The organism is uncultured Erythrobacter sp., assembly GCF_947502395.1.
Taxonomy (GTDB): Bacteria; Pseudomonadota; Alphaproteobacteria; order Sphingomonadales; family Sphingomonadaceae; genus Erythrobacter.
Genome location: NZ_CANMZM010000001.1, coordinates 1,041,342 through 1,059,028 on the forward strand (window position 1 = coordinate 1,041,342; position 17,687 = coordinate 1,059,028).

Consider the following 17,687-nt stretch of genomic DNA (forward strand, 5'->3'; position numbering starts at 1 on the left):
GCGTAGAGATGTACGGGCGATACGAACAGCCCAGATACCAGAAAGAGGCGCAAAGTGTCTGACGGATTGGATGAAAACTATGCGAAGGCCTATGATGGCAAAGCCGGTTTTGGCAAATCGCCTGCACTTGTTCTGATCGACTTTGTCGAAGGTTATTTCGATCCAGATTGCGATCTTTACGCCGATGTCGATGACGCGCTTGCCTCGGCTTTGCGAGTGCGCGAGGCCGCGCATCGGGCGGGCATCCCGGTGATCCTGACCAATGTCGTTTATCACCTCACGGCGATCAATGGCGGACGCTTTTTCGAGAAAGCCTCGCCCCTGCGGTATTTCCTCGAAGGCAGCCCGATGGGCGATTGGCCTAAAGGACTGGAGCCGACTGAAGATGAACTCATCATCTCCAAACAGTACCCAAGCGCCTTTTTCGGAACCTCGCTCGCCTCGACCCTCACCAGCTTGGGCGTCGACAATGTGATCCTGACCGGCCTCACTACGAGCGGCTGCGTAAGAGCATCCTGCGTAGATGCGATGAGCCACGGCTTTATTACGACCGTCGTGCGAGAGGCATGTGGAGACCGACACGAAGCCCCACACGAAGCCAACCTCTTCGACATGCAAGCCAAATATGCCGATGTCGTCTCAGAGGAGGAGATTATCACTCACCTGCATGGCCTAAACCCACAGTGATGTGACTCGATCCCTACTTGCACAAACCCACCGGACAATTTGCAACAGTTTACAGGCGTTTCCCCCCTTTGCAGCTATACGCCCTTCTCGGGAACGGAGAGGAGCGAATCCGAGAGATGGAGCACAAGGTCGACGATCGAGCACCCGACCCCAGCATGCTTTGGCTTGCGATTGGGATGGGCGTGTTTTCAGTCTTCGCCTCGTTTTTTCTTGCGATTTATTCCTCGACGGACAGCACCGGTAGCGAGAGCTCGGCGACAGACCCCCATGCATTGGAAGCAGCCGCTTCTCCCGCTCGCCAGTAATCAGAGACAGTTTTCACGTTTGACGTACGGCTGGGCCCTTCGGGTTCACGAAGATCAAGCCAAGCCATGCGTTTGAGGCGGACCCCATCCTAACCCCCCGGGGTCCGCCTCACTCCACTCAGCTCAAAAGGTTTACTACCGAGCAGGTAAAAAGATGTAATTTTTGCAACTCAGGACCAGTCAAAGGCTGGCTAGAATCAATTTCAAATGTAACAGACTGTTCATGTTACAATTTGAGTGAGGGAGCACAAATGATGCGAATAGCACTCGCAGACGATGATCGTGACATCCGCGACCAAGTATCCGCGCTGGTCAGGAATGCCGGTCATATCGTTGATGAATTCACGAACGGGCCAGATGTACAAAAGGCACTACAACGCGACACGTACGATGTGGTCCTGCTCGATTGGAACATGCCGGGGCGGACTGGTTTCGAAGTCCTCCAGTGGGCAGCAGAGAATATCGAAGCCGCGCCACCTTTCATCCTGCTAACCAGTCGCCAAGAAAAGGGCGATATCGTCGCGGGCCTCGAAGCTGGAGCGGTCGACTATATTGTGAAACCCGAAAGCGAAGAGGTGATCCGTGCGCGCATCGAAGCCGCTGCTCGACGCACTGCTGTCAAAGACACACGCGATACCGCTGAGTTTGGCCCGTTCGTGGTCAACCACAGGGCGCGCAGCATCTCGCGTGATGGTGAAGCGATCACACTCACTGCAAAAGAGTATGATCTCGCTGTCCTTCTGTTCGAAAACATCGATAGACCGCTTTCGAGAAGCTATCTTTTCTCGCGCGTCTGGGGCGGCAATATCGATGTCGAAACTCGTACAATCGACATGCATATCTCACGGCTCCGCTCAAAATTGGGTCTCACTCCCGAATCTGGGCTTGTTATCAGGACCGTTTTTGGCTTTGGATACCGCATGGATCACTTTGAGGTGGAGACCCTCGCATAAGTGACACCGGAAACGGGAGTGGGAGCATATGGCAGGTTTGGGGCGAACGCACGGAATTGGCAAAGTGACGCTCGCTATTGGAGCCGTTAGTATTTCAGCTTGTACGGTCTCCACTCCCGCTACGCTTACTTCGACACAAAACTCGCCCCAAACGCTCTCAAGCGTGGAGTTGCTGAACGAAGAGGATGAAGCCGGCCTACGCGCTCAGCTTTTGGACGAGCTCACTGGGTCATTCGCGAACCGCGGCATAGGGGTCGAAAACGGGGCTGCTTTTATCGTAGATTTCTCAGTCTCACAGCGCGAAGCCAGAGTGGGGATCCAAGAGGTTTCCGAAGACGCTGGAACGGGCAAGGCAATCGAGCCCACATTCCGCTCCCGCTGGTACCACAAATGCAAGCCTTCCCGTGTGAGCGCTAGCCTTGTGATCTACGCTCGCGATAGCGGTGCGGTTCAGAATAAATCCTCTGGCGAGTTTCTCACCTGTCCCGATGACCTTTCGCAGCTTGGCGATCTGGCCCAATTGCTGGTCGATGGTGCGGTTGCCAACTGAGAGCGTTTGCACTCAACCGTAGGGCAAAGTGACCACAAATTTGGTGCCCTCGCCCTGATTGCTTTCCACCACAATCGTACCCTCGTGCCGGTCAACCACTTGCTTCACATAGGCTAGGCCCAGCCCCGAGCTTGGCCCTGCGCTGGTGTCGCGCGCGCCAAAACGGACAAAGGGCTGGGAGCGGCGTTCGGGTGAAAGGCCGGGACCTTTATCCGCAACGCTGATTGAGAAGTTCTCGTCACCGCCGGGCTCTAGACTCATGGTGACCTGCGAACCCTCTGGCGAGAATTTGACCGCATTGCTGATCAAGTTGTCGAGCATCCTTGCAATTGCAAAGGCATCAAGCCTGGCAAAGATCGGCTCATCGCTCGGCTTGTACGAGACCTTCATGTTCTTGCGACGTGCCAGCGGATAGGCGCGGTCGGACGCCTCCTGGATAACGGAGTTGAGCTCAGTCTCTTCGCGCTCCACCCCTTCATTGGTGAGACGTGCAATCTGCACAAAATCCTCTGTCAGCTTAAGGGTTCGGCGCGCCTGAACTTCTATCCGTGCAAAGCGATCATCAGGGGCAAGGCCGGCGTCGGATTGTTTTGCAAGGCTGATGATCGAGACCTGCGGGGAGCGCATGTCGTGAGACAAAAACTCGAGCGTTTCGCGCCTTTGCCGTTCAGCCTCTTTGAGCTCGGTGACCTCCCGTAAGGAAAATACCTGGCTCCCTACGTCGGGATCAAGATCCGCCGACGCCAGCCAAAAGGTGCGACCATCACCAAGATTGATCTCATTCCGGTCTTCGTTGAATTCTGCTCCGGCAGACTCGAGCAGTTGCGGCAATTCATACCCCTGAACCGTGCCCATTGGACCAAACAAGCTTTCTGCAGCCGCATTGCCCATGGTGATCGAGCCATCGCCATCGGTCACCAGCATAGCATCGGGCGAGGCGTTGATCACGTCCTGGATCAGCTTGAGATTGCCCGAAACACCTTTGGTGAGGCGCTTGAGAAGAGCAACTTGCTGCGCCACCACGTCGAAGCCTTCGGCGCTTTGTGCTCTGGGCATGTTGGCAAGCTCGCGCAATTGTGCCGCTTCACTCTCGAGAAAGCGGCTTACTGATGCAAGGCGACGCCATCCCCACAACGGATAAGCGATCACAATCGCCAGCAAAGCTCCACCCACAGGCAGCCAGAGGTTGGACACGATGAGCGAGAGAAATGCGACCGCGAAGAGCCCTGCGATAAGCGCAAGCGTAACGGCCAAAGCAGCGCGCGGCGAAAGACGCCAAAAGCTTGCAAAGAGGATGACAATTGCGAGGATTTGCAGTGCCAGCGTCGTCGCGCCACTAGCACGTTCAATCAGATTGTCGGTGAGCATCGCGCTGGTGAGGTGCCCTTGCATCTCCACCCCTGTGAGAATTCGCCCGGCATAGGCTGGCACTGAGTAACGATCCCCTAGGCCAGGCGATGTCGCCCCCACAAAAACGATGGCATCCTCAAAAAACTCTCGCGGGGCGCTGCCTGAGAGCACAGCTGCCGCTGAGATGGAGCGGATTGCTCCTTGCGAGCCATAGCGCACAATAACTGTCTCTGGCGCAGTATCGCCGCCCCAAGGCTTCTCTTCGGCCACCGATAACGTCGCGAGCGACAAATGTGGGAACACCTCACTATCAATGTTGCGTGACAACTCAAACCGCCGCGCCACGCCATCTTCGTCAGGGAACAGCGCGACATGGCCGGATGCGGCGGAATTGGCGCGAAGAAGCGCGAGTGGATAGAGCGGAACTTCACCGTTTATCGCGTTGGGCTTGGGCGCAAAACTGTGTGGCAGGATGACTTTGTTGCTGGAAGCCAAGGCGTCGGCCAATGCTGCATCGCTCTCCTCATTACTGGGCTCAACAAACAGCACATCATAAGCAATTGCGCGCGGCTCGTAAGAATTGATCCGATTGATCAGTTCAGCGTGAGTCTCGCGACTCCACGGCCATGCGCCAAGCTGATCGAGCGACGGGTCATCGATTTCAACGAGGATAATCGCAGGATCGATTTCCGGCGTGTTGAACTGCCCTTCAAGGTCAAGGAGGAAGAGATCAAACCGCTCAACCCAGTCGCGCTGCTGAGCCGCGATTAGCAGCGCCAACATTGCCACAAACAGCACCAGCCATTCGGCAATCAGGCGCGATTTGAGCAGGGCAGGATGGGGCTGCAATCTCGGCTCTATTCGCTGACGGTCAGGTCACGGGCCTCGGTCCACACCTTGATGACTTCGCCTTCATCAATCACCGAAGTCGCCACGCGCCAGCTGTAGATGCCCGGTGCAAGATCGCTGAGGTAGATCCCCGGCGCATCAAGCCCCACCTCATCCACGATCAGCGTGTCTGGCGCATCCTTGGGCCACATTTGAAACGCGGTGTAGCTTGGCCCGGCACCTTCGGGCAGCCATGCGAACTTATACGCATCAGCAAAAGGCGCAGGCTCAGCGGCGACAGAGGTCCCCACCCGCTTGCGACGGAAGGAGGCGTCTTCCCCTTGCCAGAAGCCCTCAAGCCCGCTTGCTGCAATCGCACGTGTGCGCACAGAATAGCGACCATCATCCACATCAAAGAATTCGATATTGAGCTCCGATGACACCTGCTCATCGATGACATCGGTAAAGGTCACATCGCTCGCAATCTGCGTGCGATAGGCAGTGGCACCGGTCAGCGGCGTGATCGAAAAGGCAACTGTCTCACCCGTCTGAGTGGCGCTGCGGCCTGAGATTTCGGGAGCAATCAGCAAGTCTTCAGGCTCCCCAAGACCACTCGGGTTGCTGGCAACGCCCTTCCCCGCTTCGGCGGCAACCGCCGCACCGTCTGCGGAAATCTCCACCAACCCCTCAGTCACCTCGGTCAAAGCAAGCGCGCTGGCCTCATCATAGCCAACGCGGAACTCGGTCCCGCGCACAGCGGTCACCGCAATAGGAGTGCCAGTGCGAAAGCGTTCGCCATCCCGCAGCTTGGGAGCCGTTATCTCACCGCGACCCTTAAGCACACGCAGATCCACATCAAGCGACTGGTCGATCCGATAACGTCGAGCTCGCCTGATCTGCACCCGCGAATTGGAAGGAAGAGAGACCGCTGTCCTACCCTCTCCCTGAAGCGAGATAAAGGAGCGTTCACCAGTCGAAATGATGGAATTCTGAGGGACCTGCTGAGCCCGTTGAGGAGCCTGCTCGCGGCCGTTCTGCGCAATGGTCACTTGGCCTGTAAAGAACGCCACCCGCAAAGTCACCGGATCCCATTTCAACAACGATCGGGGCACATCGATGACAGCACCCACAGGGATCGCGCGCGCATTGGAAATGCGATTGAAACGCTGCACCCGCAAGGCCGCCTCTTCCGAAACGAAATACTCCTGCGCCAGACCATAAAGCGTATCGCCCGCTTCCATAGTGTAAGCGACCGAACCATCGTCTTGAGCATGCACCGGGCTTGCCAAGGCAACCCCAGCTGCCATGCCAATGGTGATGAATGTGCCGAACTTTTTGAGCGCCATATGCTCCCCTCAGCGTATTTCTGTTCCGAACAGGTCTACCTTTAGCGCAATCCGTACGCGACACAAAAAAGCCAGACAGTGAACGATCTGAGATTTTACAAGGTTTTGCCAGTATTCAGGCAGATAGCCCAGAGATACTGAGCCCATAACTTGGCCCATCCGATGAATATCACTTGCCCGCGCCTGAACTCATCAGGCAAGGCGGTTTGCATAGAAAAAATCCGAAATCACTTATCACTGGAAAGCCAAACCCATGTTTTCACCGCCTGAAGAGAGGCAAGCGCGCGAAGGCGTTCAAGGTTACATGACCGAAGAACGCAAGATGATGCAGCGAATGGCCCGCGAGTTCGCTCGCGAGGAGGTGCTGCCCATCGCGAATGAACTTGACCCCATCCAAGGCGACATCCCCGATGAGCTGATCCAGAAGATGGGCGAGCTTGGCTTTTTCGGCATCATGATACCGGAGGAATTGGGCGGGCTTGGCCTTGGCTGTTTTGAATACTGCCTCGCCGCCGAAGAACTAGCGGGCGCATGGATGAGCGTGTCTTCGCTGCTTGCTCGGGCTAACACCTTCTACAAATCGGTCCCCGGCGCGACCGAGGAAGAGCGCAATGAGCGGATCGCTTTGATGGCCAAGGGCAAATATATGGGCGCAGTCGCTTTATCAGAACCCGGCGCAGGCTCGGACGCGGCTGCCGTTGCTCTCAAAGCGGTTCGCGAAGACGATGAGTGGGTGCTCACCGGCTCAAAATATTGGTGCACCTTCGCCGACCGTGCAGACTTCATCCAGGTTGTCGCCCGCACAGGTGCCGAAGAAGGCGCGCCGCGTCACGCTGGGATGACCCTGATCCCGGTTGAAAAGCCTCGCGGTGAATTCCTCGAAGGGCTCTCCGGATCACCCATCCCCAAGATCGGATATTTCGGTTGGAAGACCTTTGAGCTCGCCTTCGACAAGGTCCGCGTCCCGGTTTACGAGCGCGATTTGAAGAATGAAGGCCGCGGGTTCTATGGTGTCGTCTCCGGCCTGGAGATCGCCCGCGCCCACACGGCGGCCCGCTCGATCGGTCTCGCACAAATGGCGCTCGACACAGCGATTGCATACGCCAAGGAGCGCGAGCAATTCGGCCAACCCATCAGCAACTTTCAAGCGATCCGCTTCAAAGTTGCGACCATGGCGACCGAAGTCGAAGCCGCGCGCCAATTGATGTATCACGTCTGCACCGAAATCGACTCTGGCCGCCGCTGCGATCAGGAAGCCTCAATGGTCAAATATTATGCCGCTGAGATGGCCGAGCGCGTAACCAGCGAGGCGCTACAAATCTTAGGGGGCGCAGGATACACCACGCACTATCCGGTAGAGCGGTGCTGGCGCGATGCACGCCTGACCAAGATATTTGAAGGCTCTTCAGAGATCCAACAACGGATCATTTCTGACACCATCTTTGGAAAGCCGGTAACGCCCAAATTCTAAACGGTCAGCGGCAAGGCACAATTAGTCGGGAACCATTTCAAGGCTTTGGGCTATCTTTCTCATAAGCACATTGAGGAAGAGAGATTATGACCGAACATGCGGGCAAGACGGTTTTCATCACCGGCGGGACAAGCGGGATCAATCTCGGGATTGCCAAGGGGTTTGCTCGCGAAGGCGCGAATGTTGCAGTGATCGGCCGCGACCCGGACCGCGCCGCAAATGCAGAGGCCGAGATCAAGGCCGAATGCACTGATGACGGCGATGCCATGGGCTTCTCCTGCGATGTGCGCGACTACGATGCAGTCGAAGGAGCGCTCGCTAGAGTCGCCGAAGCATACGGTTCGATTGATGTCCTTGTTGCGGGTGCTGCCGGAAACTTCTACGCACCGCTCCTGGGTATGTCGCCCAATGCCTTCCGTACTGTGGTCGATATTGACCTGTTCGGCACATTCAACGCGTTCCGGGCGAGCTATCCCTACCTGACCAAGCCCGGTGCTTCGCTGATCGCGATATCTGCCGGGCAAGCGGACCGGGCAAGCGCAATGCAGGCCCATGCCTGCGCGGCCAAGGCGGGCGTCAACCAATTGACCAAAGTCTGCGCGGTCGAATGGGGTCCAGCGGGCGTGCGCGCCAACATCATCTCGCCAGGAGGAATTGCCGACACCGTGGGCGTCCAATTCCTCAGCAAAGACCCGACCAAATTTGATGAAGCGATCAACCGCATTCCGGGCAAACGCCTAGGTACCGTCGATGAAATCGCCGATGCGGCGAAGTTTCTAAGCTCAGATGCAGCGCGCTATATCAATGGCCAAGTGATCTATGTCGATGGCGGATTGTACGCAGGCGATGCCAGCACTGACTGCCTCAACCCGCCGCCACGGGAAAAATAGGCGCAGGGAAGCGGCAACATTGAACGTCCAGTTTTCCTACTTTCCCTGCCAGCGTTAGAAGAGCCCATGACCGTTTCGCGCTCAAGCCTCTATAATCGTCTTTTTCGATCAAAACATGCTCGACTGATCGAACGGTTTTAATCGCTTAGATAGTGTCTCAAGTGTCTCACGAACAGATGCGCGGTGGTGCCGGTGCTTTGTCCCTATGGGCTGATCCGGGTCAGGCCGTCCTTTTCTTGGAGTGAAGGCTGCAGTCGCTATGCACCGCAGTCTTCGCCCTCCTCGCAGGACTGGTCTTCGGCGACCCAGAAGTCTTCATTACCCGCCCCCGTAACCGGATCGTCGATGAGAGGATCATCTTCGAAATCGGCTTGCGGCGTGAGATTGATCAACCCGCCGTCAAGTGGTCCCTCGGGACGCACGTCATCCGGAGCGAGGCCTTCATCGATCAAATCGCGTGTTTCCACTTCGCCGCCGTCTCCGCTCGGCTCCTGCGGTGGCGGTGGCGGAGGTGGAGGCGGAGGTGGAGGTGGAGGTGGAGGTGAAGGGGGAGGCGGCGGTGGTGGTGGTGGTGCCACTACCAAACCACACGAAGCTGGGTCCGCAATTATGCAGCCATTGATTGTGGAGGCATCAGCAGGCGTGCTGCCAATGTCAGTCAGCGGAATTGCATCCACGCCAGTCGCCCCGGCGACAATACCGTTGATCACAATCGGCTGGTCTGTCGATCCGCCAGTTGTGATCGTGAGAGAATTGACTTCAAACCCTCGCCGATCATCGAAATCGGTCCCAGGAGCCGTGTTCTGAATGAACACATCACTTGCGGTGGTTTCAATCAGGAGGGAGTCAGCGCGGATAACACCATCAGGCCGATTCACGCCGTCGCTATCCTCAAGTCGCGTGTCGATGTCAGCGACGCTAAGCCCATCGATATCGATCAAGGCCTGGTCGGTCGCCGCGACGAAATCCGTTGCAAAAATCGCGAGATCGCCGGACAAACCGCCATTAGGATCAAGCACAAAGACCCCACCATTCGCGGTGTCGATCCTGACAAGATTGAATGCGTCGAGAGTGACTGCGGTAGTAACAAGCGCACCAGAAACGTTCACATTGCCAATCACTTCGATATCGCCGTCTGCGGTAAAGCTCAGCTCGCCGGACTGCCCAAAGTTCTGCCCAAAGCTGCTCGAACTGTCCCCGGCGGTCACATCAATTTGATCCAGTGTGATCAACGCGTCCAGAGCGCTTCCGTTGGAGAAAGCTGTAAAGCTGAGATCGCCAGCAGACCGGATCCGCGACAATTCGAAATTGTCGATCTGGTAGGGGTTATTGTCATTGCTAACCCCGCCAATAACCATGTCGCCAAAGGTTTCAAACACAATCGAGCTGGTTTGGGTGGCATCGCCGATGATGCTGTCATCGCCGAGCGCAACATCACCGGAAAGGACGTTGATCGTCTCACCCCTCGCAGAACCATTGATCGCATCGAACACGCCACCTGCATCAATTGCAAGAGCTTCGACCGCATCAGCCGAGCCCTCGATCTCAACGCGGCTTGCAGCAAACAGATTTACATTGGTCCCTTGCGCATCATTGACGAGAAGATCGCCATTGCTGCTTTCAAGAGTAACGTCCCCAGTTGCAATTGCGACCACTGCCTCAAGAGTGCCTTGCGTGGAGACAAGCACATCTCCGTCATTCGCGTTTGCATTGACTGTCAGGCTTGTACTCGAAGCGATATCGATCGCAGTGCCCTCGGCCGTCAACAGGCCATCGATCACGGCATCGGCAACAGTAACAGGGCCTCCATTGGCGAGAAGACTGGCTTCCGGGGCTGTCAGTGTCCCCAGATCAATCTCTCCGGGCAGCCCAATGGTAATGGGCCCACCCGCGCCCCCGCCAGTTCCGCCTGCGGAGCCCGCGACCATGTCGACAGCTCCATCGGCGGTGAGTGTGGTTCCTGTGATGAAAGTCTCGGAAAGCAGATCAACCGTGGACCCTGCCACCAGCGAAACGAAGTCAATCGAGAGGGCCGACACATCAACCAGGCCCCCTGCACTCGAATTGCCCAGGTCCGCTGCGTCCGCGACATCAATGACAATGTCACCGTCAGTGATGATTGAGTTGAGGCCGGTTGTTATACTTCCATCGCCCGTCGCGAAGAAACTGCCGTCCGCCTCTGCATGGTCGACGTCGATGTTACCCGGTGCAGTGATAGTGATATCGCCGCCGGCCATTGTGTCCAGTAAGGTCACCGCACCAATGGTTGCAGTGACATCCACATCACCGCCTGCATCGATCGCGTCGATTGCGACCATGCTACCGGTGATAGAGGTATCCCCGCCGCTGATTGCGCCAAGCAAAGTGGGGGCACCTGCCGCGTCGATTGTAATAAAGTCGACAGCGTTGACGATGCCAAAGGTGGCATCACCATCGCTTGCCGTGGCCGTGATAGAACCGCCAGAATTCACATCTCCGATCGCGATATCGAGCGCCTCAAGGGTCACATTGCCGTCGCTGTTGATGTCTCCTGGACCACCGTTGGAAGCAATGGAACCGCTGCTTGCATCAAGGTCGATCGCATTGGTGGAATCGAGGCCATCAAAGAAGATGTCAGAATCACTGCTGATGATGATGTCGTCGGCTACAACGAAACCAACAGCGACCGATCCGCCGCTGATAAATGCCTCACCCGATGAATCGATATCGCGAATGTCAACCAAATCGCCATCAACGCTGACAGTGCCGCCGATGATATTGCCCCCGTTGACCGCGCCAAAACCGCTGACCGAAACGTCACTTCCATCAAGGAAGCCATAGAAGATGTTGGCACCGTCAAGGCTGATAATGCCGCCAACGCTGGAGAAATCGAGGGATACGTCACCATTCGCCGACAGGATGACATCGGAGGGCGAGAATGCATCGCCAATACTGATGCTGTCTCCAGCAAACAGGTCAATGCTGCTAGCGCCCTGTCTGAAGAATCCGGCGGTGAAGCTTCCGGGAACTTCATATGAGCCCGCGCCAGCCCCAATGTTCTCGACCGTGGTCAAGTCACCCGAAGTGTCAATTCCGCCGACCGAAATGGAATCCCCGACGGTGATCCCGATATCATTGCCGCTCGTAAGAATGCCGCTGCCTAAAACACTGCCCGCAGCCAGGATCTGTATCTGATCCGCACCAATCAAGGCATCGCGGAGGTCCACATTGCCGGTGATGCTCTCTGCTGAGAAAGTCCCTGTCGCGTTGATCTCAGTGTCGATACCATCAGTGCCCATCACGATATCATTGCGCGTCGAGATGAAGATGTCGGTTGCTGAAACTACTGCCTGTTCGATGAAGAGTTGGATAGCATCGTTGTTGCTATTGATACCGATCTCGATCGACCGTTCTGCATCCATATTGCCAAGGCAGATGACCCCTTCGAGGCAGGGAGTGGTGAGGAGTCCGTCATCATCGCCCAATGCGATGCCTTGATCGGGCGCGTCGCGCACATCGGCTCTGATCGAGCCCGCGATAAGCGTGCTGTCCAGCCCTTCAATCGCGTTGCCTTCAAGGACAATCGCCGCTTCATTAGCGTTGATCGTCCCATCAATCACGAGCGATGAAATTGGGGTCGAGGGCACAGAGAGGAGGTTTTCCTCGCCGCCTGCGTTAAGCACAACATTGGGCCCGAATGCAAAAGGATTGGCTGGGGCAACCGGGTCGGTCGGATTGTTTGCGCTGGAGAGCAAAGCTCCTGCTTCGACGATGATATCATCGCCGCTATTGACGATCAGCGCGTTATCCGCAGCAGTATTGGAGCCATTTGCAAACACGACGTTTCCACCAGCAGTGATGTTGATATCGGCATAGCTTGTGACCGTACCGGTGATCGTCGCATTGGCGAGATTTTCATAGAAGAAGAGACCGCTGCCAAAATCGATGAAGCCCGCATCAATAGTAATCCCGCGGAAGTTGCTTGTGCCTTGAGGTCCCGTGGCAGTCGCATCGTTAAGGGTTACACTGCCTTGTGCCGTGAGAGCAATCGCCGGACCCGCACGAAGGTCGTTGGCGATTATGTTGCCCCCGACATCAAAGATCTGCCCTCCCAAGGCGCTCAAGATTGAGCCTTCGTCCGATGTGAACGAGCCATCGATATCAACCCGGATGCTTTGCCCAACCTCTACAGAAGGAGTGTCCGCAGCGTTGTTTGTGTGAGTGACATTCATGTCGCCCGTGGCAATAAAGGTCGCTCCCTCAGCAACCAGAAGCTGCCCGTCGCCATCCATCGCAATATCGATATCACCCGAGACATCGGCGCTGAAGATCCCGTCAACTTCAATTGGGCCGCTGTCGGAGGTAATCAAAATCAGACCTGAATTGGTTCCAATGTCCCCGGTCGCATCAATAGTGAGATCACCCATCGTGATCAGGCCATCTGGATCGGTCGATGTGTCAATGATCGTTACCTGACCGCCACCGCTTGTGGAACCGAAGCCTCCGCCACTAATGCCGTTTGCAACGATGGAGACATTGCCCAGATTGATGACACCCGGACTGCCCTCAACGGCTTCAATTGTCGGGGTGCCCCCGGTGCCATTGCCACCTTGGCCCGGTAAGCTGTCGAGAGGTTGGTTGATATCCTGTCCGGTAGGTCCGCCAGCACCGCCCACGCCGGATGCGAGCAGACTCACATCGCCGATGTTTATCGTACCACCGACCGCACTAAGCAAGGGCGAACCACCGGTGCCAAAGCCGCCTATTCCGCCTTGCCCCCTGGTTTTGAGGCTGGTGCCATCTCCGCCAGCACCGCCCGTGCCGCCGGTGCCAGTACTGGAAAGCTCAAATGGGCCGGACCCGCCCAAAATCGTAACCTCACCGCCATTGGCTGCCGTTATTCCTACCACGCCGCCGGTCGCTGCACCGCCAGCGCCACCGCTGCCAGCATCAAGCCCTAGGAGTTGGTCTTGGCCATCGGCACCTGCGCCACCCTGACTGTCCGAATTGAGAGCAAAATCGAGACTATCGATGGTGATGAGTGCATCGTCTTCGACAGCAATCGTCGCCGAGCCACCGATCGCATTGCCTCCCATGCCGCCATTGCCGCTGCGGTCAACGTCGTTAGTGCTTGCGAAGCCTAGTCCGCCAGCAGCACCAGTGGCCCCCGCAATGATCGCGATCGTAGAGTTGGCTTGGAAATCGCCATTGGAACCTGAAACCAGCAACCGTGCATCTCCGCCCTCCGCATCACCGCCGTCGCCGCCGTCAGCGACTTGATCGCCGGTCACATCACCAGACAGGCCGCCTACCGCAGTCGCATCGATTGTAAGCGCTTCAAAGACAACAGAGACATCGTTAACCGCAAGCTCCGCAACGCCGCCAATCCCTGTTCCACCGTCGCCAGCAAATGCTCCATTACCGCCGACACCGCCAATGCCTTGCGAGATTACCGAGTAGGTTTTTGGATCAACATCGTCTTGGTTGAGTGAGACCAGCGCCAATCCGCCTTCACCATCGCCGCCGTCGCCGCCCGCAGCCTGCGCAATGCCTCCGCTGCTTAGACCGCCTTCGCCGCCCTGCCCGCTAGAGTTCACCGTGAGTGTGCCAAAAGTGAGATTGCCTGCAGTGTCATTGAACTGGGCTGTCCCGCCAACTGCATTGCCGCCGTCTCCGCCTCCCTGATCCGGGTTCCCGTTGAAGTCTCGAAAGCTGTCGCCGCCGTCCCCACCAAATGCTTGCGTAGAAACTAGGACTGTAGCGGCGTTAACCGTGGCATTGCCATCAAGGTTGAAGGCGGCCGTGCCGCCAGTGGAAACTCCACCCATTCCGCCGATGGAGCCGCTGGCAAAGCCGCCATCGCCACCAGATGTGCCAGAGCGGAAATTCCGGTTGCCGGTCGATTCAATCGTGAGTGTACCAGTAACGGTTAGATCACCGGAGACAGCGTTGAACGTCGCCGATCCGCCTGTTGCATCGCCGCCGTCGCCCGAGTTTGTGCCAGCGTTCAGACTGCCTGGCGCGCCAGCGCCTCCTACGCCGATTGATGCGATCTCAAGATTAGCAACGGTTGCGCTTCCGCCATCCAGGTTGAAGACAACTTCACCACCGGTTCCATCACCACCACGGCCGGTGTTTTGCAGTCCGTTGAGGGGATTGACCGTTCCATTGGGAAACCGGCCTCCGGGCCCGCCTTCACCATTGGATGAAACTGTTATGTCTTGTGCCGTCAAGGTCCCACCAAAAACGTTGAACTGGGTTAGCCCCCCTGCGCCGATGCTTCCGGCCCCCTCAAAGTTCGTGTTCAGCACTTCGCCATCAAAAGCGAAGGTTCCGTTTGTACCCGCGAACAGTTCATCGAAGTTCAGTTGGCCTGTCGTACCTTGCACCGTGATATCGACAGTACCGCCAATGCCTTCACCAGTTTGTGAATTCACATTCTCGCCAACAGTCGCGAACCCGTTGGCATTTAGGAAAAGCGATCCACCAAATCCAATCGAACCATCGTCGGCCAGTAGTGTTATGGAGCCGCCTTGGCCGATGCCGCTACCTGGGTCATCATCAACTGGCGTACCGGTACCATCGGCACTCAATGTACTGAAACCATTCACAAAAATCGACCCGCCATTGGTCGCAGTGATATCTATGGTGCCGCCCTGAAAATCTGTTCCTTTGCGTTCAACCGCTGAGTTAAAACGCACCCTTGAATCAGTGTCGATGAAGAAATTATCCGCAAACAACTGGCCATTATCCGAAGTTATTCGAATATTTCCACCTTGGGAAAGACTGCCAGGCGCACCATTAATTGCAGTGGCATTAATGTTGAGACTATCACCAATTGTTAGCCCCGATCCCGTACCAAAACCGGTATCAGTTATGTTCAGTGCAACCGTATCTCCTACCGGTGCAGAAACGCGGCCGTCAGTCGATGCGTCGATATCGATCGAGCTTCCGACATCAACTAGAGTGTCAGAATTGCCAATATTGATAATGGCCTGACCGCGTCCCACTACACCGACGAAGCTATCAGGCGACGAGCCATCAAAGGAGCGAGCGGCATCGGCAGAGACATCAATGTCAATCCGCCCAAGAAAGTGTGCACCGCCTGTAATGTCGAATGAGACTGCGCCAGCGGTTGCATCGTTTGATTGCGCAACGGTGCTATCGGTTCCGCCCGTCGATGTTGCATTTGCATTGATATTGAGCGCGCCAAGATCGGCTCCGCCACCGGCAAAAATGATTGCTACATCGCCAGCGGTGGCGTCCCCACCTTCGAGCCCATTGCCCCTGTCCACAGCAGTCCCCGCGTCCCGGCCTTGGGCCTGAATGGTAAGCGCACCGCCCACATCAAGAAAGCCACCACCAAGTGCGAATGACACTGATCCAGCCTGAGCCGAACCGTGGCGGACATCGCCGCGCCCACCATTGGCGGAAGTGTCAATATCGAAGGACCCGCCGACAATAAGACCCGCAGATGTACCGACGACGACGCTGATGTCACCGCCGACACCATCCCCAGCGATACCATTGCCGCCATTGTTGCGGAACGTACCAATATCATCGAGACCGCGTCCGCTGGCATCAAGCGTCAGATTGTTGCCAACGGTAAGAGTCCCGCCGTCGGGCGAACTGAAACCGTCGGCAAAATCGACATCGACAGTGATATCGCCGCCATTGCCAACGCCATCACCAGCGGTGACGTCTAGCGAACCGCTCACGTCGATGAGAGCAACCTCACTCACCGATATGTTGACGGCATTGCCACCGATAATCTCAAGATCGACTTCATTTGTCGCGCTACCCGCGATAATATCGAAATCACCATCATCGAGTGTGGAAAGTGCGGTCAAATCAACCGTATCTTCAGCGAATATCTGCGTATCGGATGTAAGCTCCAGATCTTGCAGCTCGATGCTACCCGCCGGGCCTCCGTCGATTGAGGTATCAAGCGTGTTGAAGGAAACCTCGACATTTGCGCCACCGATGCGTTCGATCCGCTCTCCGCGCTCCACCCGATTGCCCGTGGTAAGAATGACGTTGCCATTCACGATGCTCGCAGAACCAGCTTGAGCATAGCCAATATCACCACCCAAAAGCATAGTGAGCGCATCGTTCTTGGGCACAGCGACGAAGTAGATCGCCTGCTCATCCGCCAAGCCGGTTGAGGAAGGGCCTGTGGTCGTGCCGGTGTGGACGATGCCTTCTCCATCAGCGCTTCCAACGCCAACGGTAATATCGAACAGATTGTTCTGAATGGTCAAAGTCGCTTCTTCAGCCGCGACATAGGCGACCGATCCGTTGACGTTGACCGTGCCACCCTGAACGATCCGCGGAGCAACCATGGCAACATAGGAATTGTTGTTTGCTGCGTTGATAGATGCGCCATCTCGGATCTCAATTGTTGAGCTTGGATCAGAAACTCCGAGGAAATTGAATGAGGACGCACCACCAACAACATCGGCTGGGTCAATCTGACTGGTGGTTAGCAGCAAGCTGCCAATGTTGAACGCTGCATCGGAGCCGATTATCAAACCACCGGCACTGGAAAACCAGATGTTACCGCCAGAAGTCGCGCCGCTATTGGTGGTTGATGTCACATTGCCGTTGATCAGTACCGGGCTTTCGACACCGGGAGTGGTGATGCGATTAAGGACGGTGTAGTCTGAAGAGTCACTGGTAAATGTCAGATTTCGCTCAGAGCCTAGGAAGGTGACAGCCGCGCCTGTTCCCGCGTCGAAGGTCGTCCAATCGATGATTGCCGATGTGCCGAGCAACTCAACCGTGTCCCCAGCGGCAGACGGCGTAAAAAGGACTTGTGTGTCGTCAAACTCAGCAGACGCGTTGACCGAAACGCCATTGCCACTCGCTGTAGCAAATGGCGTAGGCGAGGATGGAACACTCGCAACCGTCCTTGTCGTGGCCGGCGCAGGCGTTGTGGTCATCAAGGTTGAGGAGCGAGCAGGCGCCGGATTGATCGACATTTGCGTCCGCACATTAGGCGCAACGGTGTTGTGCTTGGGTGTCGACGAATTGGGCGACGTTTGCGGAACCCGCGTGTTGAAAGTCGGAGTATTCTGTCGCGTTACGTTAGTGATGCGTACGGGAGCCTGCGTGGGCAAACGCATGTCAGCGGGCCCCTGAGATATGCGGACATGCGGTGATCCTGCGCCCGGACTTGCTAAACCGGGTCCAGCTTGCGCAAAGGCAGGCGACCCCCCAGCCACCGTGGCCGAAGCGGCTGCGATTACTGAAATGCTACGAAGCCACTTTTTGCGAAGCAGGCTGCGATGGGCTGGATTGTTTTTGTTGATCATATCTTCCCCCCACC

The 17,687-nt window shown here is 56.6% G+C and carries 9 protein-coding genes; 5 read left to right on the forward strand and 4 right to left on the reverse strand.

All coding sequences use genetic code 11. The features are described from left to right. The first annotated feature begins 54 nt into the window (after positions 1-54). Complete coding sequence (locus Q0778_RS04990; protein ID WP_298334474.1) at positions 55-687, forward strand: isochorismatase family protein; 633 nt, start codon at positions 55-57, stop codon at positions 685-687. A gap of 217 nt (positions 688-904) precedes the next feature. On the opposite strand, the gene Q0778_RS04995 is transcribed toward Q0778_RS04990, so the two are convergent. Then, a complete protein-coding gene (locus Q0778_RS04995) occupies positions 905-1,060 on the reverse strand; it encodes a hypothetical protein (RefSeq protein ID WP_298334476.1) in 156 nt (51 codons plus the stop codon). A gap of 183 nt (positions 1,061-1,243) precedes the next feature. Here Q0778_RS04995 and Q0778_RS05000 point away from each other — a divergent pair, with 183 nt between their 5' ends. Then, entirely contained in the window at positions 1,244-1,945 is a 702-nt protein-coding gene (locus Q0778_RS05000) for a response regulator transcription factor (RefSeq protein WP_298303688.1), read from the forward strand. A 28-nt stretch (positions 1,946-1,973) separates the two neighbouring features. Beyond that, a complete protein-coding gene (locus Q0778_RS05005; RefSeq protein ID WP_298334479.1) occupies positions 1,974-2,495 on the forward strand; it encodes a hypothetical protein in 522 nt (173 codons plus the stop codon). 12 nt (positions 2,496-2,507) lie between these two features. Here Q0778_RS05005 and Q0778_RS05010 read toward each other — a convergent pair whose 3' ends face one another. Together Q0778_RS05010 and Q0778_RS05015 are read right to left on the reverse strand one after the other, a co-directional pair. After that, a complete protein-coding gene (locus Q0778_RS05010; protein WP_298334481.1) occupies positions 2,508-4,694 on the reverse strand; it encodes a CHASE2 domain-containing protein in 2,187 nt (728 codons plus the stop codon). Positions 4,695-4,702: 8 nt separating this feature from the next. Then, positions 4,703-6,019: a FecR domain-containing protein gene (locus Q0778_RS05015; RefSeq protein ID WP_298334483.1), complete on the reverse strand. Its 1,317-nt coding sequence runs from the start codon at positions 6,017-6,019 to the stop codon at positions 4,703-4,705. Positions 6,020-6,323: 304 nt separating this feature from the next. On the opposite strand from Q0778_RS05015, the gene Q0778_RS05020 reads away from it, so the two are divergent. Continuing rightward, positions 6,324-7,490: an acyl-CoA dehydrogenase family protein gene (locus Q0778_RS05020; protein ID WP_298334485.1), complete on the forward strand. Its 1,167-nt coding sequence runs from the start codon at positions 6,324-6,326 to the stop codon at positions 7,488-7,490. 86 nt (positions 7,491-7,576) lie between these two features. Beyond that, complete coding sequence (locus tag Q0778_RS05025) at positions 7,577-8,380, forward strand: SDR family oxidoreductase (RefSeq protein WP_298334486.1); 804 nt, start codon at positions 7,577-7,579, stop codon at positions 8,378-8,380. 257 nt (positions 8,381-8,637) lie between these two features. Here Q0778_RS05025 and Q0778_RS05030 read toward each other — a convergent pair whose 3' ends face one another. Then, positions 8,638-17,673 carry a hypothetical protein gene (locus Q0778_RS05030; RefSeq protein ID WP_298334488.1) on the reverse strand — a complete coding sequence of 3,012 codons (9,036 nt, stop codon included), beginning with the start codon at positions 17,671-17,673 and terminating at the stop codon, positions 8,638-8,640. Positions 17,674-17,687: the final 14 nt, after the last annotated feature.